19 protein-coding genes and 1 tRNA gene are annotated in these 20511 nt (G+C 73.1%); 10 read left to right on the top strand and 10 right to left on the bottom strand.

The window, feature by feature from the left end:
• Window positions 1–20 precede the first annotated feature (20 nt).
• Both IF61_RS0118885 and IF61_RS0118880 read right to left on the bottom strand, forming a co-directional pair.
• Window positions 21–809 (bottom strand): ferritin-like domain-containing protein, encoded by a 789-nt coding sequence (locus IF61_RS0118885; RefSeq protein WP_030367611.1) that lies wholly within the window; start codon window positions 807–809, stop codon window positions 21–23.
• Between the two features lie 256 nt (window positions 810–1065).
• Window positions 1066–2115, bottom strand: a complete 1050-nt coding sequence (locus IF61_RS0118880; RefSeq protein WP_030367610.1) for an LLM class F420-dependent oxidoreductase — start codon at window positions 2113–2115, stop codon at window positions 1066–1068.
• Window positions 2116–2264: 149 nt separating this feature from the next.
• Between IF61_RS0118880 and IF61_RS0118875 the strand changes: the two genes are divergently transcribed.
• Both IF61_RS0118875 and IF61_RS0118870 read left to right on the top strand, forming a co-directional pair.
• Window positions 2265–3248, top strand: coding sequence for an aldo/keto reductase (locus tag IF61_RS0118875; protein WP_043189738.1), 984 nt, complete (start codon window positions 2265–2267; stop codon window positions 3246–3248).
• Window positions 3245–5536 (top strand): helix-hairpin-helix domain-containing protein, encoded by a 2292-nt coding sequence (locus tag IF61_RS0118870; protein ID WP_052392808.1) that lies wholly within the window; start codon window positions 3245–3247, stop codon window positions 5534–5536. The genes IF61_RS0118875 and IF61_RS0118870 overlap by 4 nt, the downstream gene beginning before the upstream one ends.
• Window positions 5537–5576: 40 nt before the next feature.
• Here the strand turns inward: IF61_RS0118870 and IF61_RS0118865 are convergent, their stop codons facing one another.
• Window positions 5577–6347, bottom strand: coding sequence for a hypothetical protein (locus IF61_RS0118865; protein WP_052392807.1), 771 nt, complete (start codon window positions 6345–6347; stop codon window positions 5577–5579).
• Window positions 6348–6394: 47 nt separating this feature from the next.
• Here IF61_RS0118865 and IF61_RS34325 point away from each other — a divergent pair, with 47 nt between their 5' ends.
• A complete protein-coding gene (locus IF61_RS34325; protein WP_058045136.1) occupies window positions 6395–6583 on the top strand; it encodes a DUF5703 family protein in 189 nt (62 codons plus the stop codon).
• Window positions 6584–6655: 72 nt separating this feature from the next.
• Here the strand turns inward: IF61_RS34325 and IF61_RS0118860 are convergent, their stop codons facing one another.
• From IF61_RS0118860 to IF61_RS0118850, 3 genes are all read right to left on the bottom strand, one after another.
• Window positions 6656–7555, bottom strand: a complete 900-nt coding sequence (locus tag IF61_RS0118860) for a chaplin (protein ID WP_030367606.1) — start codon at window positions 7553–7555, stop codon at window positions 6656–6658.
• A gap of 155 nt (window positions 7556–7710) precedes the next feature.
• Window positions 7711–7944 carry a chaplin gene (locus tag IF61_RS0118855; protein WP_030367605.1) on the bottom strand — a complete coding sequence of 78 codons (234 nt, stop codon included), beginning with the start codon at window positions 7942–7944 and terminating at the stop codon, window positions 7711–7713.
• 141 nt (window positions 7945–8085) lie between these two features.
• The gene (locus IF61_RS0118850; RefSeq protein WP_030367604.1) at window positions 8086–9423 is read right to left on the bottom strand and encodes a M20/M25/M40 family metallo-hydrolase; all 1338 of its coding nucleotides are present in this window, start codon (window positions 9421–9423) and stop codon (window positions 8086–8088) included.
• Window positions 9424–9654: 231 nt separating this feature from the next.
• Between IF61_RS0118850 and IF61_RS0118845 the strand changes: the two genes are divergently transcribed.
• Both IF61_RS0118845 and IF61_RS0118840 read left to right on the top strand, forming a co-directional pair.
• Window positions 9655–9739, top strand: a tRNA-Leu gene (locus IF61_RS0118845).
• A 140-nt stretch (window positions 9740–9879) separates the two neighbouring features.
• Window positions 9880–10290 carry a hypothetical protein gene (locus IF61_RS0118840; RefSeq protein ID WP_030367603.1) on the top strand — a complete coding sequence of 137 codons (411 nt, stop codon included), beginning with the start codon at window positions 9880–9882 and terminating at the stop codon, window positions 10288–10290.
• 46 nt (window positions 10291–10336) lie between these two features.
• Here the strand turns inward: IF61_RS0118840 and IF61_RS0118835 are convergent, their stop codons facing one another.
• Window positions 10337–11863 carry an APC family permease gene (locus IF61_RS0118835; RefSeq protein ID WP_030367602.1) on the bottom strand — a complete coding sequence of 509 codons (1527 nt, stop codon included), beginning with the start codon at window positions 11861–11863 and terminating at the stop codon, window positions 10337–10339.
• A gap of 72 nt (window positions 11864–11935) precedes the next feature.
• Window positions 11936–12937: a hypothetical protein gene (locus IF61_RS0118830; protein WP_030367601.1), complete on the bottom strand. Its 1002-nt coding sequence runs from the start codon at window positions 12935–12937 to the stop codon at window positions 11936–11938.
• A 384-nt stretch (window positions 12938–13321) separates the two neighbouring features.
• Between IF61_RS0118830 and IF61_RS0118825 the strand changes: the two genes are divergently transcribed.
• On the top strand, window positions 13322–14206 hold the full coding sequence (locus IF61_RS0118825; protein WP_030367600.1) for a DMT family transporter: 885 nt from the start codon (window positions 13322–13324) through the stop codon (window positions 14204–14206).
• Between the two features lie 74 nt (window positions 14207–14280).
• Window positions 14281–14796, top strand: a complete 516-nt coding sequence (locus IF61_RS0118820) for an NUDIX hydrolase (RefSeq protein WP_030367599.1) — start codon at window positions 14281–14283, stop codon at window positions 14794–14796.
• Between the two features lie 386 nt (window positions 14797–15182).
• Here the strand turns inward: IF61_RS0118820 and IF61_RS0118815 are convergent, their stop codons facing one another.
• Window positions 15183–16109, bottom strand: coding sequence for an NADP-dependent oxidoreductase (locus IF61_RS0118815; protein ID WP_030367598.1), 927 nt, complete (start codon window positions 16107–16109; stop codon window positions 15183–15185).
• A gap of 32 nt (window positions 16110–16141) precedes the next feature.
• Entirely contained in the window at window positions 16142–17623 is a 1482-nt protein-coding gene (locus tag IF61_RS0118810) for an MFS transporter (protein ID WP_030367597.1), read from the bottom strand.
• Window positions 17624–17755: 132 nt separating this feature from the next.
• Here IF61_RS0118810 and IF61_RS0118805 point away from each other — a divergent pair, with 132 nt between their 5' ends.
• The 3 genes from IF61_RS0118805 (at window position 17756) to IF61_RS0118795 (ending at window position 20510) form a co-directional block, all read left to right on the top strand.
• On the top strand, window positions 17756–18196 hold the full coding sequence (locus tag IF61_RS0118805) for a MarR family winged helix-turn-helix transcriptional regulator (protein WP_030367596.1): 441 nt from the start codon (window positions 17756–17758) through the stop codon (window positions 18194–18196).
• Between the two features lie 86 nt (window positions 18197–18282).
• Entirely contained in the window at window positions 18283–19224 is a 942-nt protein-coding gene (locus IF61_RS0118800; protein ID WP_030367595.1) for an MBL fold metallo-hydrolase, read from the top strand.
• Between the two features lie 116 nt (window positions 19225–19340).
• On the top strand, window positions 19341–20510 hold the full coding sequence (locus tag IF61_RS0118795) for a Shedu anti-phage system protein SduA domain-containing protein (RefSeq protein ID WP_245684556.1): 1170 nt from the start codon (window positions 19341–19343) through the stop codon (window positions 20508–20510).
• Window position 20511: the final 1 nt, after the last annotated feature.

Below are 20511 nucleotides of genomic sequence, written 5' to 3'. Positions count from 1 at the left end.
CCGCGGCGGCCGGCCGCCCGTCAGGCGAACTCGGGCTCGGAGGCCGGGGTTCCGCCCAGTGCGTCGCGGTGCTCCGGCATGCGCAGGGTGACCAGCCGCCGCCAGCCGGCCAGCCGCTCGTAGCCGTACACGGCCCGGATGCCGAGGGACAGCGCGAGCGCCTTCGGCCGGGGCCAGCGCAGGATCTCCCCCATGCGCTCCATGACGGCCAGGCTCACGTCCCGGTAGACGCGGATCTCCGCGCGGGCGCACTCCCGCAGGGCCGCGCGGATGGTCCGGCCGTGGCCCTCGCGCGCCAGGCGCAGCAGTTCCTCGTGGCAGTACGAGAGGTGGTTGGCCTCGTCGTGGGCGATCATCCGGATCGCCCTGCCGACCTCGGGGTGGTCGCCGAAGTGCGTGGTGAGCATCTCCATCTGGTCGGCGGCGCGCTGCTCGGTGACGCGGCTGTGCGCGAGGTAGGTGACGACATCCGCCTCGGTCAGCGGCTTCTCGCCGTGCAGGAGCGTGTGGGGCAGGCCGATGCCGCGGCGTTCGAGGAGCACCGCGTAGTCGGTGCCGGGCGGCACCGGGACGGGGTCGAGGCCGCGCCTGCGCAGCAGGGCCCGGAAGATGCGGCCGTGCTTGTCCTCGTCGGCGCCGTGCCGGGCGATCTTCGGGGCGAGGGCGCGCTGTTCCTCCGGGACGAGGGCGGCGATCCGGCCGTTCTCCCAGCCGCCCTGCTCCTCGCCGCCGGCGGCGATGGAGCAGAAGAGCCGGTACGCCTCGTCGTCGTCGAGGATCTCCTGGAACAGGCTTCTGGCCGAGAGCATGCCGGACACACCTCCGTTCACGGCACATTGCGCGTAATGTCCCGTGAAACCCGAGTCAAGTCCCCTGCGTGCGGCGCGGCAATCGGGGGCGGCGCCCACTCGGCCGAATGCGCGACGCCGGAGGCGGTGCCGGGCGCGTAACCCGGCGCCGGTACGGGCGTTGTCTTCTGTACCGGCCGTGGCGGGGAAGGCCCCCGAGCCCCCACCACGGCCGCCGGTCCGCTCTTCTCCCCCGGCTCGTGCCGCTTCTTCCGCGTTACGCCAGGCCGGCGCGCTCCAGGGCCTCGACGCCCGCCCGCAGGCTCGCGATCCGCTCGTCCAGCGTGAAGCCGGCCGGGGCGAGGGACAGCGTGGTCACGCCGGCCGCGGCGTAGGCCTGCATACGGTCGGCGATGCGGTCGACGGAGCCGATGAGCGTGGTGGAGTCGATCAGGTCGCGGGGGACGGCCGCGGCGGCGCCCGCCTTGTCCCCGGCCAGGTACTTCTCCTGGATCTCGGCGGCGGCCTTCCCGTAGCCCATGCGCTGCGCCAGCTTGTTGTAGAAGTTCTGCTTCGCGCTGCCCATGCCGCCGACGTAGAGGGCGGTGTACGGGCGGAAGAGGTCGGCCAGGCCGTCGATGTCGTCGCCGACGGCCATGGGGACGGTCGGGACGATGTCGAAGCCGCCGAGGTCCTTGCCGGCCTTCGCGCGGCCCGCGCGGAGCGCGCCGAGCGTGGTCTCCTCGGCGTGCTCGGGGGCGAAGAAGACCAGCAGTGCGCCGTCGGCGATCTCGCCGGTCTGCTCCAGGTTCTTCGGGCCGATGGCGGCGATGTACAGCGGGATGTGCTCGCGGACGGGGTGGACGGTGAGCTTGATGGGCTTGCCGGGGCCGTCGGGGAGCGGCAGGGTCCAGTGCGCGCCCTCGTGCGTGAGGCGCTCGCGGGACATGGCCTTGCGGATGATCTCCACGTACTCGCGGGTGCGGGCGAGGGGCTTGTCGAACCGCACGCCGTACCAGCCCTCGGACACCTGCGGACCGGAGACGCCGAGGCCGAGCCGGAAGCGGCCGCCGGAGAGCGAGTCGAGGGTGGCGGCGGTCATCGCCGTCATGCTGGGCGTGCGGGCAGGGATCTGGAAGATGCCCGAGCCGACGTCGATGCGCTCGGTCTGCGCGGCGACCCAGGACAGGACGGTGGCGGCGTCGGAGCCGTACGCCTCGGCGGCCCAGCAGACCGAGTAGCCCAGCCGGTCGGCCTCGCGGGCGACGGCGAGGTTGTCGGCGTCCATCCCCGCGCCCCAGTAGCCGAGGTTGATGCCGAGCTTCATGCCACTCATGCGGGCTCCCCTTACCGATCAGTAACGTCGTCGTTGCGGGGACTGTAGCGCGCCGGTACGGGGTACGTCACCGGTCGGCCGGCGGGACCGTTGTCCACAGGCGGCCACGGCGCGGGCCGCGGCCAGTAATCTCAGCGCTCATGGAACTGAGGCATCTCGGCCGTACGGGCCTGCGAGTGTCCCGGATCGGGCTCGGCACGCTCACCTGGGGCCGGGACACCGACGAGGGCGACGCCGCGGAGCAGCTGAAGACGTTCTGGGAGGCCGGCGGCACCCTGATCGACACGGCCGACGTGTACGGGGACGGCGCCGCCGAGTATCTGCTCGGGCAGCTGATGGAGGATCTGGTGCCGCGCCGCGACCTGGTCATCGCGACCAAGTCCGGCAGCGTCCCCGACCCCGACCGGCGCTTCGACGGCTCGCGCGGCCACCTGCTCGCCGCGCTCGACGCCTCCCTGGAGCGCCTCGGCACGGACCACGTGGATCTCTGGCAGATCCACGCCTTCGATCCGCACACGCCCGTCGAGGAGACCCTCCAGGCCGTGGACCTCGCCGTCACCAGCGGCCGCGCCCGCTACGCCGGCGTCTCCAACTTCTGCGGCTGGCAGCTCGCCCGCGCCGCCACCTGGCAGCTCGCCGCGCCCGGCGTCCGCACCCGGCTCGCCAGCACCCAGATGGAGTACTCGCTGCTGCAGCGCGGGATCGAGCGCGAGGTGCTGCCGGCCGCGCTCGACCTCGGCATCGGGGTGCTGCCTTCCTCGCCGCTCGGCCGCGGCGTCCTCACCGGCAAGTACCGCCACGCCACGCCCGCCGACTCCCGCGGCGCCTCCGAGCACCTGGCGCCCTTCGTCGCCCCCTATCTGGACGAGACGGCGGGCCGCGTGGTCGACGCCGTCGCCACCGCGGCGGACGGCCTCGCCACGACGGCCCTGAAGGTCGCCCTCGCCTGGGTCCGGGACCGCCCCGGCGTCGTCGCCCCGGTCATCGGCGCGCGCACGGCGCAGCAGCTCAGGTCCGCGTTGTCAGTGGAGAGCCTTACGCTTCCGGACGAGATCTGCCGGGCGCTGGACGATGTCTCGGCGCCCGTGCACCGCTATCCCGATCAGGACTGGAGCACCCTGTGAACACCGATCGCCGCGCCGGCGACCCCGCGCCGAGCGGCACCCGGACCCCTGACGGAGACCCCGCCGTCCCTTCGAGCGGCAGCGCCGAGCACTCCGACGCGCAGCAGGCCGCGCAGGCGGCGCCGGGCTCGGCCTCGGACGGCAGCGCACAGGCCGGGCCCGCCGGCACCGCTTCCGGGGCGGAGCCGGCGGCTCCCGCGCCCGGCGGCACGCCCGCTCCGGACGGCGAGCCCGGCAGCGCCGGGCACCCCGGCGAACCGCAGGCCGCGCAGAGTCCGGCGGGCTCGGGTGCCGACCGTCCCGAGGCGCCGGAGGCACCCCGCGCGCCGGGCTCGCCCTCGCCCGAAGGCGCCGGTGCCGCCCCCGGAGCGGAGCCCGCCGCCGCGCAGGGTGCGCCCAAGAGCGCCGTCGCCGAGGCGCTCGCCGCGGCCGTCCGGGCCGTGGAGAGCGGGGAGCGGCCCGCGGCGTCGTTCTTCACCGAGGCCCCGCGGCCCGCGCCCGCGCGCAAGGCCGCGCCCGCACGGCCGCCCCGCCAGGCGGCCCCCGCGCCCGTCCCCGCCGCGGCCCCCCGCGTCGACGCCGAGGGCCTCGCCGGCGTGCGGCAGGTCCTCGCCGCGGGCGGCGCCCCCGAGCAGCTCGCGGTCCCCGTCGCCGAGACCCTGGGCGAGCAGGCCGCCGAGGCCCTCCAGGAGGACCCCTGGCGGCTGCTGGCCGTCCCGGGCGTACGGCCCGAGCAGGCGGACGGCTTCGCGCGGGCCCTGCTGGGCCCGGAGGCCGGCCCCGGGGACGAGCGCCGGGCCCAGGCCCTGACCGCCTGGCTGCTGGAGCGCGCCGCGCTCGAAGGCCACACGGTCCTGGAGGCGCCGGCCCTGACCGCGGCCCTCGCCGGGCACGCCGTCCCGGATCCGGACGAGGCCCTGCAGTCCGCCATCGCCGAGGGCACGGTCCTGGTGTTCCAGGAGGCCGTGGAGCCCGCGCCCGGCTCCGCCGCGCCCCAGGGCGAGGACGAGGAGGTCCCGGTGCGCCTGCTCCTGGGCCTCGACCGCTACGCCATGGCCGAGGAGAGCCTCGCCGACGGCCTGGCCCGGCTGATCAGCACGTTCACGGCCGGCGACGGCGAGTGGGAGGGGGCGGCGGCCGCCGCGCCCACGCCCTCCGCCGCGGAGCTGGTCCGCGCCGCGGCGGGCGCGGGCCTCGTCACGCACAGCGGCGGCGAGGCGGCCCGCGCCGAGCCGGCCGCCCTGATCGCCGCGGCCCGCTCCCTGGGCCTGCGCGCCTGCGCCGCCGCGCACACCGAGGACGGCCGCCGGCGCCTGGCGGAGTCGGGCGACCCGGAAGCGGTGACGGTGGCGGGCCTGCTGTCCGGCGCCGAGGGCCCCGGCCGGGACGAGGACGGCGCCCTCGCCCTCGACGTGCTGGCCGTCCTGGACGCCCCGCAGCTCGACGTCGAGACGGCGGCCGTGCTGGTGGAGTCGCTCGCCGACGGCACCCGCCTGGTGCTCAGCGGCGACCCGGGCGTGCTGTGGTCCGCCGGCCCGGGCCGCGTGTTCGCGGACGTGGTGGCGGCCCGCGCCTGCCCGGCGGTCGTCTCCCGTACGCCCGACGAGGGCCCGGTCGGCGAGCTGGTGTCGGGGATCGGCGTCGGCGAGCTGACGCAGCCGGCGGCCCCCGGCAAGGAGGTCGTGATCGTCCCGGTGCGGGATCCGGGCGAGGCCGTGCACCGGACGGTGCAGCTGGTCGCGGATTCCATCCCGCGGGCGATCGGCGTGCCCGCCGGGCAGACCCAGGTGATCACCCCGGGCCACGGCGGCCCCGCGGGCACCCGCGCGCTCAACGCCGCGCTGAAGGAGCGGCTGAACCCCGGCCCCGGCCGCTTCGGCGGCTTCGACCCGGGCGACCGCGTGGCGTACGTGCCGGCGCCGGGCCGCATGATCCCCGGCACCGTGGCCGCCGCGGAGCCCGAGGGGCTCCGGCTGGACTGCGGCGGCTCCTCCGTGCTCGTCCCGCGGGAGCGGGTGGCCGAGGCGGTCCGCCACGGCTGGGCCGTCACCGCTCACCAGGCGGCCGGCATCCGCTGGCCGGCGGCCGTGGTCGTCCTGCCGGGCGACGCGGCCCGTACGCTCACGCGCTCGTGGGTCTACACGGCCTTCGGCCGGGCCGAGCGGCACCTTTCCGTCGTGCACGGCGTGGACCAGGCGCTGCCCCGCGCGATCGCGGAGGTCCCGGCGAAGGAGCGGACGACCCGGCTGCGGGGCCTGCTGCGGGCCCAGGTGCAGCAGGCCGGATGAGCGGGTCCGGGCCCGGGTGCGCGCCCGGGCCCGGGGCGGGTCAGCGCCCGGGCGACGAGGCCGGCGCGCCGCCGCTCCCTCTCTCCGGGGCGGCGTCCGCGTCGTCGTCGGCATCGACGTCCAGGACGTCATCCCCGTCGTCGACGTCGTCCCCGTCGTCATCGCCGTCGTCGTCCAGGTCCCGCTCCTCGTCGAAGACCGCACTGACATCGAAACGGCAGATCACCCGCTGCGGGTCGGCCTGGTCGAAGGGGGCCGACAGCCACTCCCCCGGCTCGGCGGCATCCTCCGCCGCGGTGACCCAGAGCGTGGAGTCGCCTTCCTCCAGGCCGAATTCCTTGTGCCGCGAGGCGATCTCGTCCGGCTCGTACTCACCGAAGATCACCCCGAGCGCGGCGTGCACGCTGCCACCCACGTTGCCCACGGCGGCGCCGGCCGTCCCGGGCGGCGTGTCGAGGTCGGGGTCGAGATCGGCGACGCGCTGGGCCTGAGCCAGCAGCCGCTGCGGCTCGACCACGGCGTAGTCCCTGCGGATCAGGACGCTGAGCGCGTTCGGCTCCTCCGGCCCGGCATAGGCGGGCAGGGTGTCGTCGCCGGGGATCTCGAAGGGCGTGACCTCGTCGTAGGTGTCGTAGAGCAGCTCGTCGTAGGCCTCGGCTGTCGCGGCCAGCTCGTTGAACGCGGCGTAGACGGCCGGGTCGTCCTCGCCCGACCGGCGTTCGACGGCGTCGAGGTGGCGGTCCAGAGCGGCTTTGACCGCCTCGGCGGCGGCGCGTACCTCGGCAGCGGATGGCTGCGCAGCATCAGACATAGTGCAGACGCTATCCGCACCGGGCCCGTTCCCGCACAATAGATGCGATGCCGGAATACGAATTCTGTGATGTGTATGTGCCACGGGGGGTCTCCCGAGGTGCCGCCACACGCCTGCTGACCGATCACGCCGAGTACGGACACTGGGAGTTGGACCGACTTCGCCTCTACCCCGACGGCAGTCGCAAGGTGCGGCTGCGCCGCAGGATCATCCGCCAGGTGCGCGCCACCTGGTGAGCGTGCAGACGGAGCGGGCCCCGCGTGGCGGGGCCCGCTCCGTGCCGTCAGGCGTTGCTGCGTGCGGCCGGGTCAGTTCTGTCCGGCACGCGCGCGGCGGTAGATGACCGCGCCGCCGAGCAGCAGACCGGCGCTGGCGGCGCCGGCCATGCCCAGCTGGCCCGCGCCGGTGTGCGCGAGCTCAACGGCCTTGGCGGCCGGAGTGGCCGCGACCTTGGCCGGGGCCGCCATCGGGGCGCCCTTGTGGGCGTCCTTCACCGCGGGGGCGGGGATGTGCGCGGCGGCCGTCTGCGCGGGCTTCTGCCCGGCAGGGGCGTGGTCGCCGGGCTCGTCCTGGCCCGGGGTGTGGCTGCCCGGCTTGTGGCCGGCCGGCTTGTCGTCGTCCTTGGCCGGCGGCTTGTGGTCGCAGTCGTGCCCGCCGGGGTGGCCCGGACGCGACGGCGGCTTGTGGGCCCCGTCGTGGTCACCGGGCTGGTGCGGGGGCTTGTGACCGTGGTGGCCGGACCATTCGTGCCCGCCCTCGCTCACGTTGGCGCACTCGTTGCCGGTGGTGTGGTTGCCCACGCCGACGACGTCGACGCTGTTGCCGCAGGCGTTGACCGGCACGTCGACCGGCACCTGGACGGTGTTGCCAGAGGCCACGCCGGGCGAGTCGGTGGCAGCGCCGTGGGCGCTGGATCCGCCGTGCCCGTAGTTGCCACCGCCGTGGCCGCCGCCGTGGTGACCGCCGCCGTTGACACAGTGGTTGCCCGACGCGGGGTTGAGCAGCCCGACGACGTTCACCGTGTTGCCGCAGGCGTTGACCGGCACGTGCACCGGAGCCTGGACGGTGTTGCCGGAGGCCACACCGGGCGAGTTGACCGAGTGGCCCGAGGCGCCCGAGGACGCCTGGGCGTAGCTGCCGGTCACGGCCGCGAGCACGCCGCTCGCCGCCGCTGCTGTGATCAGGCCCTTCTTGGTGACCTGTCGCATGAAGTCCTGCCTCTCTGCTTGCGCTATACGGATATGCGCCAGCAATAGGGACAAAGTGCCCACTGCTCGCGCATCGAAAGCCCGGGCGGCTCCGGAGTGCACACATGTCACTCCGGAGCCGCCCATGTCAGCCCCTTACGGGTTGAGGCACGACGTCAGTCGTTGACGCAGGTGTTGCCGAAGGTGGGGTTGAGCAGCCCGACGATGTTGATCGAGTTGCCGCAGGCGTTGACCGGCACGTGGACCGGAACCTGGATGACGTTGCCGGAGACCACGCCGGGCGAGTTGACGGCAGCCCCCTGGGCCTCACCGTCCGCAGCGGCAAGGCCAGCACCCGCGAGCACGAGACCACCGGTAACGGCCGCGGAAGCGACGACCTTCTTGATCATGGATTCCTCCTTGTTGGCAATGCGGTCCCAGCCGCGGACCGCACACCTGTAACGACGAGGAGGTAATCGGGCTACGCAACCCTAGAATCATTCACTCGTTACGGTTAACTCGGCACAAACTTACGGAGTTTAACGTCTGGTTCAGCACTGATCGAGGAAGCGGTCGAGAACCCGTGCGCCGAACTTCAGCCCTTCCAGGGGCACTCGTTCGTCAACGCCGTGGAACATGCCCGCGAAGTCCAGCTCCGGCGGCAGCTGCAGCGGCGCGAACCCGAAGCACCGGATGCCCAGGTCGTCGAACGACTTCGCGTCCGTACCGCCCGAGAGCATGTACGGGACGGCGCGCGCGATCGGGTCCTCCGCCTTCAGCGCCGACTGCATCGCGTCGACCAGCTTGCCGTCGAAGCTCGTCTCCAGCGCCTTGTCCGCGTGCACGTCCTCGCGCTTGACCCGCGGGCCGAGGATGCGGTCGAGGTCGGCGAGGAACTCCTCCTCGTAGCCCGGCAGGAACCTTCCGTCCACGTGCGCCGTGGCCTGCCCCGGGATCACGTTGACCTTGTACCCGGCGCCGAGCATCGTCGGGGCCGCGGTGTTGCGCAGCGTGGTGCCGATCATCCGGGCGATGCCGCCGAGCTTGGCGAGCGTCGCCTCCATGTCCTCGGGGTCGAGCGGGGTGCCGAGCGCGTCGGAGAGCTCGTCGAGGAAGGACCGCACGGTCTTGGTCATCCGGACCGGGAACTCGTGCCGCCCGAGCCGGCCGACCGCCTCGCACAGCTCGGTGATCGCGTTGTCCTTATTGGTCATCGAACCGTGGCCCGCGGTGCCGTCGACCGTGAGCCGCATCCAGTGCATGCCCTTCTGGGCGGTCTCGATCAGATAGAGCCGCAGGTTCTCGTTGACTGTGAAGGAGAAGCCGCCGACCTCGCCGATCGCCTCCGTCACGCCCTCGAAGAGCCCGGGGTGCTTGTCGACCAGGTGGCGCGCGCCGTAGACGCCGCCGGCCTCCTCGTCGGCCAGGAAGGCGAGCACCACGTCGCGCGGGGGCTTGCGGCCCGTGCGCATGCGGTCGCGGACGACCGCGAGGGTCATCGCGTCCATGTCCTTCATGTCCACGGCGCCGCGGCCCCACAGGCACCCGTCCGTGATCTCGCCCGCGAAGGGGTGGTGGGTCCAGTCGGCGGCGTTCGCCGGCACGACGTCGGTGTGGCCGTGGATGAGCAGGGCCGGCCGGGAGGGGTCCTCGCCCTCGATCCGCGCCACGGTGGACGCGCGGCCCTTGTGGGACTCGAAGATCTGCGGTTCGAGCCCGACCTCGGCGAGCTTCTCCGCCACGTACTCGGCGGCGGCGCGCTCGCCGGGCCCGGAGTGGTCGCCGTAGTTGCTGGTGTCGATCCGGATCAGATCACGGCAGAGGTCGACGACCTCGTCCTCGCCGCCCCTGCCGCCGCTGCCCGCCCCGGCCGGCTTCGACTCGCTCACGCTGCCTCCTCCTGGTTCGCTGCCGCGGCCCGCCCGGCTGGGGCGGTCCGCGGCGTGGGTCCTCGGCCATCCTCTCTCTCCGTCCGCCCCGGCCCAAGGCCGCAATGCGCCCGACATCCGCCCTTCACACTCCCCCGCGCCGCTCCCACCGGGCACGTGATCGAGCACCCCCGGATCTTTGGTATTGTTTTCCTCGTCGGAAGGGCAGCGGCCCGGAAGACAAAACACCTGGTCCGGGTGGCGGAATGGCAGACGCGCTAGCTTGAGGTGCTAGTGCCCTTTATCGGGCGTGGGGGTTCAAGTCCCCCCTCGGACACCGGCGAGAAGCCCCAGCACATGCTGGGGCTTCTTTGTTTTCCCAGGCTGTTTCCCGGACTGCTTCCCAGGCTGTTTCCCGGGCTGTTCCCGTGCGTGACGGCAGCCGGGCCCGGGCGGCCCGTGCGTATCATCTGGCGGATGATCACGAACCAGTCCCGGCGCACGGCGCCGGCGGTCTCCTCCGCCCCCTGCCGGATCACCGTCTGCCGCGGCTGCTGCTGCGGGGACGCGCGGAAGGTGCCGGGGGTCGATCACGCGGGGCAGATCCCACGGCTGCGGGCCGCGTTGGGCGATGCCGCGCAGGTGCGGGCGTCCGAGTGCCTGGACGTGTGCGACCAGGCGAACGTGGTGGTCGTCCAGCCGTCGGCGGCGGGGCGGGCGGCCGGGGGCCGGCCCGTGTGGCTCGGGCTGGTCAACGACGACGACGCGCTCGCGGACATAGCCGCCTGGGTCCGGGCCGGCGGGCCCGGGCTGGCGGAGCCGCCGGGGGTGCTGGACCTGTACGCGTTCACGGTGTCGCGGCGGGTGGGGAAGGCCGTGGAGGGGTAGTCCGCGGCCTTCCCTCCGGCCCTGGGAGGGATAAGGTCCACCACGGCTAGCCGCGCTCGGCCGCCGCGGCCGCCTTCTCCAGCTGGAACGCCTCGTTCCCCAGGCCGATGCTGCCGTGCACGCCTGGCCGCAGGTACTTGAGGACGATGCCGTAACCGATGCCGGCGACGACGGCCACGCCGATGGTGCCGGGCAGGATCCAGCGCAGGGGCGACCCGGGGTCGGCGCCGAGGAGGACGTCGAAGTCCTTGACCGCGTACCCGGCGATGACGAGGAGGGCGGCGCCGGCGACGCCGGAGGCGACGAGGCGGGGCGCCTGGGCCCGCGCGGCACCGCGCCGTACGAAGAAGGCGATGACGGCGGCGGACGCGGCGGCCATCAGCACGATGACGCCGAGGGCGCCGACGTTGCCGCTCCAGGTGAACAGGCGCAGGACGGGCGCGGTGGGGTCGCCGTTCGGGCGGCCGTCGGTTACCGCGAAGAGGAGCACCGCGAGGAGCGACACGCCGCTCTGCAGCAGGGACCCGTAGGCCGGGGCGCCGCTCGCCCGGGAGGTGCGGCCGACGGCGGCGGGCAGCAGGCCCTCGCGGCCCATGGCGAAGGCGTAGCGGGCGACGACGTTGTGGAAGCTGAGCATGGCGGCGAACATGCCGGTCACGTAGAAGACGTGCATGACGTCGGTGAAGGTGCCGCCGAGCCGGTCCTCGGTGAGGCCGAAGAGGAGGTTAGGTCCCTGTTCCTGGGCGAGGCCGACGATGTGCCCGGGCCCCGCGGCGACGCTGAGGGCCCACGAGCTGAGGGCGAAGAAGAGGGCGACGAAGCCGACGGCGAGGAAGGTGACGCGGGCGACGACGACGTTCGGGCGGCTGGTCTCCTCCGCGTAGACGGCGGCCTGTTCGAAGCCGACGAAGGCGGCGATGGTGAAGCAGAGGGCGGTGCCGAGCCCGCCGCCGCCGAGGGTGGCGGGGTCGAAGGCCTGGAACGAGACGCCCTCCGGGCCGGGGCTCGCGACGCCCGCGACGTCGAACGCGACGACCATCACGCACTCGATGAGCAGCAGCACGCCGAGGACCTTGGCGCTGAGGTCTATCTTCAGCCAGCCGAGGACGCCGACGACGAGGACGGCGGCCAGGGCGGGGACCCACCAGGCGACGGCGATGCCGAGGTGCGCATCGAGCAGGCCGGAGAGTTCGTAGCCGAAGATGCCGTAGATGCCGAACTGCATGGGGCTGTAGGCCACGAGGGCGACGACGGAGGCGGCCGCGCCGACGGTGCCGCCGAGGCCGCGGGCGATGTAGGCGTAGAAGGCGCCGGCGTTGTGGACGTGGCGGCTCATTTCGGCGTAGCCGAAGCTGAAGAGCGTCAGCACCACGCCGAGGATGACGAAGAGCAGGGGCTGCCCGACGATGGCCATCGTGCCGTACGTGGTGGGCATGACGCCGGCCGTCACCATGAGCGGCGCGCTGGCGGCGACCACGGACAGGAGCAGGCCGGCGAGCCCTATGCGGTCGGCGCGCAGGCGTCTCTCCTGGCCCTTGAACGTGCTGATCTCGCTCGTCGTGCCCGTCGTCATGGCGGGGTGGTCCTTCCCGTGGGGAGAGCGGGGGCAGTGGTGCAGGGGGTGGCGCGGGCTGCCGGGCGTGGGTCAGGCGGAGCCGAGGGCGGCGCGGCGCGCGTCCTGGAAGGCCCGGCCCGCGTCCTGGTCGGGATACGACCAGGGCTCGCGGGTGGCGTGCGGTCCTATGCGGGTGAGCAGGGCCGCCGCCTCGGCGAGCCGGCCTTCGTGGAGCTTGGCGTGGGCGAGGTAGTTGAGGTCGACCTTGCGCCGGGGGTGGGCGCTGCCGGTGCAGGCGCCGGTGTGCTCGTCGTTCTCGTCTATGTCCCATTCGAGCCACCAGTCGAAGGCGGCCTTCATCACCTGGCGGGCGCGGCGGCTGGTCCAGTGGCCGGAGCGGGCGGGGTCGCCGGGTTCGAGGCCGGCGCGGGCGAGGACGCGGTAGCGCTCGGCGTGGGCGACGACGGGCAGGACGGCCAAGGGCGAGTCGGCGGGCGCCTGTTCGGCGGCCCAGGAGGCGAAGTCGTAGACCTCGTGCAGGGGGTCGTCGCGGTCGCCGTCCTGGTGCTCGGCGAGGCAGGCGGCCATGAGGTGGTGGGCGTGGTGGTGGTCCCGGTGCCGGGCGCGGACCTGGTCGAAGGCGCGCACGCGCTCGTCGTCCGTGCCGGTGCGGCGGGCGAGGATGAGGACGGCGAGCCAGGGGGACGGGTCCGTGGGAGCCATCCTGGCCGCCACCAGGCACGCGGAGCGGGCCGTCTCGGGGCTGTCCTTGCCGCTCACGGCGCGGAAGACGGTGGCGCAGGCGAGGAGGGCCGCGGCGTCCGGGCTGTCGGGCTCGGCGAGCTGCCACTCGCGGGCCCAGGCGAGGCTGGAGGGCCCTTCGGCGAGGACGACGAGGCGGTGGCCGCGGCGGTCCCAGTCGTCACCGGTCTCGGCGAGCAGCCGGCGGGCCTCGGTCCAGCGGCCGCGGGCGAGTGCGTCACGGACGGTGGCGAGTGCGCCGTCGTCGAGGGCGGAGTCGAAGGCCACTCCGTCCTTGTTCCGGGAACGGGCAGCCCGGGCCGCTTTCCCTAGGGGGCGCGGGGGCGTCATCTGCGGGCTTCCTCCACGGCGTACGTCCCCTCCGGCCGCCTGGTCGGGGCGTCCGCATGCATCCACGTCAGTCACGCACAGCAAAGCGGTAGTCACTACTCCGAGTCAAGACCCGATCTTGAGGCTGACAGCTCATCAACTCACAAGAGGTCAGTTCCGGTTACCGCGGTTCACTCCCCCGCGCCGCGCACCGCCGCACGCGACTCGCACACTCACCCCACGGACAGCAGTTCGACGAATGGCGGGGCACCCCCGGACGGTGTCGACCGTTGGAGGGGATGACCGCCCGAAAGAGGGGTACTCGGCCGTCACACCGCCCACAAGGCGGCTATCGTTTTTCTGTCAAGTCCCCGACGGCCGAATGGTCTTGAGGTGCGCGACGTGATGGTCTTCGCCTTCGCCGTGAGTGCGGCGTGCTGCCTGGGCATCGGCTTCGTCCTCCAGCAGAACGCCGCGCAGCGGGCCCCGATGAGCGACTTTCTCTCCGTCCGGCTGCTGCTCGACCTCGTCCGGATGCCGCGCTGGCTGGCCGGCATCGGGATGATGGTGTGCGGCATGGTGCTCGGCGCGATCGCGCTGGGGCAGGGCGAGGTGTCGCTGGTCGAGCCCCTCCTCGCGACGAACCTGCTGTTCGCGATGGCCCTCTCCCGCTGGCAGACCCGCCAGCCGCTGGGCCGTTCGGGGTGGGGCGGGCTGTGGCTGCTCGCCAGTGGCGTCGCCGCCTTCATCGTCGCAGGTCAGCCGCACGGCGGGGCCACCGTCACCGATCCGCTGCGGCACTGGCTGATCATCGGGATCATGGTGGGCGGCGCGCTCGCGCTGGCGGCGGCCTCCAAACGGGCGCGGATGAGCGTCGAGGCGCCGATGCTGGCGGTGGCCGCCGGGCTGCTCTACGGACTGCAGGACGCCCTCACGCGCGTCAGCGGCAAACGGCTGTCCGAGGACGGATTGACGGCGTTCTTCCTGACCTGGCAGCCGTACGGGGTGCTCGTGCTCGGCCTGACAGCGCTTGTCTTCGTACAGAGCGCCTTCGAGACGGCCCCGCTGCGGATGTCCCTGCCCGCGCTGACCGCGGCGCAGCCGCTCGCGGGGATCGCCTGCGGGGTGGGGTTCCTCGGCGACCGGCTGGACACCTCGCCCGGGGCGCTGGCCTGGGAGGCGGCCGGGCTGGTGGCCATCGTGATCGGCATCGTGCTGATCGGGCGGCATCCGGCGATGCCGTCGGGGACGGCGGAGGTGGACCGGGCGCGCGATCTTCAGCCGCACTGAGCGGTTGCGGTGCAGGCGCTGCGGTTGCGGTGCCCGCGCTGCGGGGGCGCCGGCCGCGCTGCTTTCATGGGCGCATGAGCGATCAGACGCCGCAGCCCGCGGATGAGGTGCTGGACATCGTCGACGAGCAGGACCGGGTGGTCGGGCAGGCCCCGCGCGGGGAGGCGTACGCCCGCGGGCTCCGTCACCGCTGTGTATTCGTCCTCGCCCGGGACGGCGACGGGCGGATCTTCGTCCACCGGCGCACCCCGGGGAAGCTGGTCTTCCCCTCGCGCTACGACATGTTCGTGGGCGGGGTCGTCGGGGCGGGCGAGTCGTACGACGAGGCGGCGCTGCGGGAGGCCGAGGAGGAGCTCGGCGTCTCCGGGCTGCCGGCGCCGACGCCGCTGTTCCGGTTCCTCTACGAGGGGCCGGGGGGATCGTGGTGGTCGGCGGTGTACGAGGTGCGGTGTGACCTGGCGGTGAGCCCGCAGGTCTCGGAGGTCGCCTGGCACGGGTTCCTCTCCGAGGAGGAGCTGGAGGCCCGGCTCGGAGAGTGGGACTGGGTGCCGGACGGCTTCGAGGCGTACCGGCGGCTTCGCTCCGACTGAGGCGGGGTGCCCTGCCGGGCGGGGGTTCCGGGGGAACGGCGCCACCGGGGGTGGATGCCGGCCACGGTCGGCGCATCCCCTCCGCCGCGGCGAGCAACCGGCGCCGAACCCGGCCGGGGCGGGACGGCACCGCCGGAATCCGCCGTAGGGGTTGATCGCCGTCGCGGCGGAGGAGAAGTGCGCTCGGCCGAGTCGGCACCGGCACCCCGGGGGGCCGACCGGGGCCAACACGTCCCCTCCGCCGCCGCGGCGAGCAACCACCGCACACCAGCCCGGCGGCGCCGAACCCGGCCACGCCCGGGACGGCACCGCCGGAATCCGCCGTAGGGGTTGATCGCCGTCGCGGCGGAGGAGAAGTGCGCTCGGTCAGCTGACCGGCGCGGGCGTCAGTCGACCGTTACCACGATCTTGCCGCGGGTGTGGCCCTCCTCGCTGAGGCGGTGGGCTTCCGCCGTGCGTTCCAGGGGGAAGACCTTCGCCACCTCGACCGTGAGCTTGCCGTTCTCGGCCAGGTCGGTGAGGGCCGTGAGGTCGGACCGGTCCGGGCGGACGAAGACGTAGCGGCCGCCGAGGCCGAGGACGGCCGGGTCGGCGACGGAGGCGAGCCGGCCGCCGTGGGTGAGCAGCCCGGGCGAGACCGTGAGCGCGTCGCCGCCGGCGAGGTCGAGGACGGAGTCGACGCCCTCCGGGGCCAGCGCCCGCACCCGCTCGGCGAGCCCGTCCCCGTACAGGACGGGCTCCGCGCCGAGGGAGCGCAGGTAGTCGTGGTTGCGCTCGCTCGCCGTGCCGATGACGCGCGCGCCGAAGTGCCGGGCGATCTGGACGGCCATGGTGCCGACGCCGCCGGACGCGGCGTGGATCAGCACGGTCTCGCCCTCCCACAGCCGGAGCGCCTTGACCAGGGCCTGGTAGGCGGTGAGCCCGGCCAGCGGCAGGCCCGCGGCCTGTTCGAAGGTGAGGTTCTTCGGCTTGCGCGCGAGGGTCCGTACGGGGGCGGCGACGTATTCGGCGAAGGTGCCGCGGGAGAGGAAGTCCTCGCGGACGTAGCCGATGACCTCGTCGCCCTCGGCGAACTCGGTGACGTCGGCGCCGGGCCGGACGACGACGCCCGCGACGTCCCAGCCGGGGATGACGGGGAAGACCGCGTCGAGGGCGGGGTCGAGGTAGCCGGAGCGGGCCTTCCAGTCGACGGGGTTGACCGCGGCGGCTTTGACCTTGACCAGGACGGAGTCGGGGCCGACCTTGGGGTTCGGCCGCTCGCCGAATTCGAGGACCTCGGGTCCTCCGTAGGTCCGGTAGCTGATGGCCTTCATGGGTGGTGCTCCTCGCGGGGGTGTCGGGCGCGTCAGGCGCCGGCGGGTGCGGTCTCAGCGTCCGCCGCGGTGGCGGGGGCCGCCACTTCGGTGTGCCGGGCGTGGATCTTCCGCAGGCCGAGCCCGGCGACGAGGGCGACGAGCAGGAACGCCGCGCCGGCGATGACGAAGGTCAGCGCGAACTGGCTCTCGGCGGGCAGCTTGGGCGCGCCCGGCGGCAGGTGTTCCAGGCTCTTGGAGGCCAGCACCGTGGTGATCATGGCGCTGCCGATGGCGCTGCCCGTGGAGCGGGAGATGGAGTTGATGCCGTTGGCGATGCCGGTCTGCCGGGGCGGGACGCTGGCGACGATCACGGCGGGCATGGCGGCGTAGCCGAAGCTGATGGCGGCGCCGACGAACATGCCGGCGGCGATCACGGAGACCGTGTGCTCGTGGTCGAGCGCGATCCACACGAAGCCGGCGGTGCCGATGAGGGAGGCGAGCAGCAGGACCAGGCGGGGGCCCTTGTGGCGGACGAGCTGGCCGCCGACCGGGGCGGCGAGCAGCGACACGATGGTGCTGGGCAGCAGGTACTCGACGGAGGCGCGCAACACGCTGGCGGAGAAGCCGTATCCGGCGATCTTCTCCGGCATCTGGACGAGGTAGGACACGCCGATGAAGAGGGCGAAGGAGCCGAAGCCGACGAGGAGGCCGGAGATGTTGGCGAAGAGCACCGGGCGGTGGGCGAACATCTTCATGTCGACCAGCGGCTCGCGCACCTTGCGCTCGACCAGCGTCCAGAGCGCGGCCATCACGACGGCGCCGGCGAAGCAGCCGATGGTGCGGCCGGAGGACCAGCCCCACTCGTGGCCCTGGGTGATGGGCAGCAGGAGCAGGACGAGGGTGGCGGCCAGGGTGAGCGCGCCGAGGACGTCGGTGCGGCCGCCGGTGGTCTCGCGGGTGGCGGGGACCAGGAAGACGACGGCGAGGAGCGCGAGCGCGGCGAGGCCGGTGGCCAGCCAGAAAGCGCTGCGGTAGTCCGGGTTGTCGCCGGAGGTGAGCAGGCCGGTGGCGACGAGGGCGAGGCCGCTGCCGAAGGCGAGGGTGCCGCTGACCATGGCCATGGCGCCGGGCAGCTTCGCGGGGCGGACCTCCTCGCGCAGCACGGAGAGCGCGAGCGGGAAGATCGCGGTGGCGGCGCCCTGGAGCACCCGGCCGACGATCAGCCACAGCAGGGAGTGGGTGACGGCGGCGAGGACGGAGCCGGCGACCATGACGATCAGCACGCCGACCAGGGTCTTCTTCTTGCCGTGCTGGTCGCCGAAGCGGCCGAGGAGCGGGGTGAAGACGGCGGCGGAGAGCAGGGTCGCGGTGGTGACCCAGCTGACGTTGGCGGAGCTGGTCTCCAGGTCGCTCTGGATGAGGCCGAGGATCGGGACGACCAGGGTCTGCATCATCGACACGACCATGGCGGCGAGGCTCAGGGCGAAGACGATGACCGTCTCGTTGCGCGGAGAGGCCGGTGAGGAGGTCAAGGGGAAATCCTTCTGTTACTTCACGACATTGATGCTTGAGATCGTCAAGCAACCCGGCCCACCGTAGGCCCGAATACTTCAGGTAGTCAAGTTAATGTTTTATTACCTCAACCTCTTGAGTACACTCGAACCATGACCGCCACCGCACCCCGGACCCCGACCAAGGCCCAGCTCCTGGAGCTCGTGGCGGCACTCGGCACCGCCCAGTGGCAGGACTTCGCCGCCGCCGCCGCCCGGCACGGCCTCACGTCCGTCCAGGCCAAGCTCCTCTCCCAGCTCAAGGGGCCCGTCCCCATGCGGGGGCTCGCGACCCTGCTGGTGTGCGACGCCTCCAACGTCACGGGGATCGTGGACCGCCTGGAGGCCCGCGGCCTGGTGCGCCGCGAGCCCGACCCCGCCGACCGCCGCGTGAAGAACGTGGTCGCCACCGACGAGGGCCACGAGACCATCCGCCGCGTCCGCGCCGAGATGCAGGCCACGCACAGCGCGCTCGACACCCTCGACGAGGAGGAGCGCACCACGCTGTACGGGCTCCTGGAGCGGCTGCGCCCCGGCCTGGAGCACCGCGGCTGACACCCTCCGCGCCGTCTCCCCGGCGCCCGTATTCTGACGGGCAGTCCGTTCCGCGCACCCCGCGCGGAGGCAAGGGGAGGTCTTCCATGTGCAGCACGAGCCCGGTCGCGCCCGTCGGAGCGGAGCCGGCCGATCCCTACACCGTCCGCCTCGCCCCCGGGGTCACTGCCTTCGTCCAGCCCGACGGCGGCTGGTGCCTGAACAACGCGGGGATCGTGACGGGCGGCGGCCGGACAGCACTGATCGACACCACGGCCACCGTCCGCCGGGCGCAGCTGCTGCGCGACGCCGTCACGGACGCCGGTGCGCCCCTGCCCACCACGATCGTCAACACGCACCACCACGGCGACCACACCTACGGCAACTGCGTCTTCCCCAAGGCGACCGTCGTCGGTCACGAGGAGTGCCGCCGCCAGACCCTCGACGCGGGCCTGCAACTGCACGGCATCTGGCCCTGGGTCGAGTACGGCGACGTCCGGATCACGCCCGCCGAGGTCACCTACACCGACACCCTCGCCCTGCACGTGGGCGACACCGAGATCCGGCTGATCCACCCGGGCCCGGCGCACACCACGGGCGACACCATCGCCTGGCTGCCGGAGCAGCGCGTCGTCTTCACCGGCGACCTCGTCTTCAACGGCGGCACCCCCTTCCTCCTGATGGGCTCCCTCGCGGGCTCGCTCCACTCCCTGAAGGTCCTGCGCGAACTGGACGCCGAGACGGTCGTGCCCGGCCACGGCCCGGTCACCGACCCCGGCGCGTACGACGTCCTCGAACGCTACTTCCACTGGCTCCAGGACCTGGCCCGCACCGAACACGCCGCCGGCCGCACCCCCCTGGAGGCCGCCCGCGCCGCCGACCTCGGCGAGTTCGCGGCCCTGCACGAGAGCGAACGCGTGGTCGCCAACCTGCACCGCGCCTACGCCGAACTGGAGGGCCGGCCCCTGGGGGAGCCGCTCGACCTGCCGGCCGTCGTCGGCGACATGATGACGATGAACGGCGGCCGGCCGATGAGCTGCCACGCGTAACCCTTGGCGGGCGGGCGTTGTCAGACCCCGGGCGCACAATGCGACGCATGGACGTGAGATCGGATTGGGCGCTGGAGCAGGCTCTCGGCAAAGCGTACGGTGACGCTCCGCCCGGCGTGGTGGCCGACGGCATCGATGCCGTGCGCGGCCACATGAACGGGGGCCCGGGAAGAAAATACCGGGGAGGGCAGCGGCTGCTGGATCTCCTCGCCGAGGCACGCCGGACCTCGGCCGCGGCCGAGGAATGGGAGACGGTACGGGTGCTTCAGGACTGCCTGTACTACGCCCAGGGGCGGTTGCTCCGACCCGACTACGAGGAGAAGTACCGCCTCTTCCAGCAGGGACCGCGCAACGACCATGCCCGGAACTGGCTTTCGAAGACCCTCCAGGCCAGTTGCACGTTCTGGATGGAAGTGGGTCGTACCTTCGTGGACGACCATCCGGAGGCATCGGCTGCAGAGCTTCTTGCGCACGTCCAGGCACAAAGCTTGGACGTGCCGTTCCTGGAGGCGCCCGCCGAAGAGCCTGCGCAATATCGCATCCCCCGCGGACGCGCTGAGCTGGCGCTCTGGATGGAGCGTGTCTTGCAGCGCCGGGTGGAGGTCGACGCAAAGGAAGCGGCCCGCCGCATCGCCTCCTCACCTCGGGCGCTGGCCGTCCTGGCCAACGATGAGGGCGGGCGGATCGTTCTCCGGGCCGCCGAATTGCAACGCCGCTCCGAGGCTCTCGCCCGCCTGCGGAAGGTCGCCGAGGACCCCACCGCCACCGAGCACGACCTCCAGCGAGCGCTGCAGGGGCAGCACTGGATCTTCGGCGGCCGTTTCATCGGCGAGGCCGTACACCGTCGCCTCGTACCCGGCAACGAGGTCGACATCCCCCTCATCCGCGGTGACGGTGCCTTGCACGTCGTCGAGCTGAAGCAGGCCTCCCGGCTCAAGGCCGGGCTCGTCAAACGGCACCGCAACGGCTGGGTCCCCTCCTCCGAGGTCAACGACGCGGTGGGACAGGTCGTCCACTATCTAGTCGGTCTGGACGAGCACCGTGAGCGGATCCGGGAGGAGTTCGGATACGAGACCCGCCGCGCCACCGGTGTCGTCCTCATCGGACACCCCGGCGCTCATCCGGAGATACCGGAAGACGTACTGAACGAAACGCTTCGCGTGCACAACACCCACCGGAACCGGGTCGAAGTGCTGACGTACAAGGAGCTCATCGACAACGCCGAGCGGTCCCTGGGGCATGAGGCCGCGGCACCCACTGGACGGCATACCGACCGGTCGGCATGAT

The organism is Streptomyces roseoverticillatus, assembly GCF_000719265.1.
GTDB classification, from domain to species: domain Bacteria; phylum Actinomycetota; class Actinomycetes; order Streptomycetales; family Streptomycetaceae; genus Streptomyces; species Streptomyces roseoverticillatus.
Note: the sequence above shows the minus strand (reverse complement) of the source record. Positions and strands in the feature narration are given on the sequence as shown.

Excerpts from the sequence above, each read along its gene's own strand:
- IF61_RS0118885 (WP_030367611.1), bottom strand. The coding sequence starts at position 809 with ATGCTCTCGGCCAGAAGCCTGTTCCAGGAGATCCTCGACGACGACGAG.
- IF61_RS0118880 (WP_030367610.1), bottom strand. The coding sequence starts at position 2,115 with ATGAAGCTCGGCATCAACCTCGGCTACTGGGGCGCGGGGATGGACGCC.
- IF61_RS0118875 (WP_043189738.1), top strand. The coding sequence starts at position 2,265 with ATGGAACTGAGGCATCTCGGCCGTACGGGCCTGCGAGTGTCCCGGATC.
- IF61_RS0118865 (WP_052392807.1), bottom strand. The coding sequence starts at position 6,347 with ATGTCTGATGCTGCGCAGCCATCCGCTGCCGAGGTACGCGCCGCCGCC.
- IF61_RS34325 (WP_058045136.1), top strand. The coding sequence starts at position 6,395 with ATGCCGGAATACGAATTCTGTGATGTGTATGTGCCACGGGGGGTCTCC.
- IF61_RS0118860 (WP_030367606.1), bottom strand. The coding sequence starts at position 7,555 with ATGCGACAGGTCACCAAGAAGGGCCTGATCACAGCAGCGGCGGCGAGC.
- IF61_RS0118855 (WP_030367605.1), bottom strand. The coding sequence starts at position 7,944 with ATGATCAAGAAGGTCGTCGCTTCCGCGGCCGTTACCGGTGGTCTCGTG.
- IF61_RS0118840 (WP_030367603.1), top strand. The coding sequence starts at position 9,880 with ATGATCACGAACCAGTCCCGGCGCACGGCGCCGGCGGTCTCCTCCGCC.
- IF61_RS0118835 (WP_030367602.1), bottom strand. The coding sequence starts at position 11,863 with ATGACGACGGGCACGACGAGCGAGATCAGCACGTTCAAGGGCCAGGAG.
- IF61_RS0118830 (WP_030367601.1), bottom strand. The coding sequence starts at position 12,937 with ATGACGCCCCCGCGCCCCCTAGGGAAAGCGGCCCGGGCTGCCCGTTCC.
- IF61_RS0118825 (WP_030367600.1), top strand. The coding sequence starts at position 13,322 with ATGGTCTTCGCCTTCGCCGTGAGTGCGGCGTGCTGCCTGGGCATCGGC.
- IF61_RS0118820 (WP_030367599.1), top strand. The coding sequence starts at position 14,281 with ATGAGCGATCAGACGCCGCAGCCCGCGGATGAGGTGCTGGACATCGTC.
- IF61_RS0118815 (WP_030367598.1), bottom strand. The coding sequence starts at position 16,109 with ATGAAGGCCATCAGCTACCGGACCTACGGAGGACCCGAGGTCCTCGAA.
- IF61_RS0118805 (WP_030367596.1), top strand. The coding sequence starts at position 17,756 with ATGACCGCCACCGCACCCCGGACCCCGACCAAGGCCCAGCTCCTGGAG.
- IF61_RS0118800 (WP_030367595.1), top strand. The coding sequence starts at position 18,283 with ATGTGCAGCACGAGCCCGGTCGCGCCCGTCGGAGCGGAGCCGGCCGAT.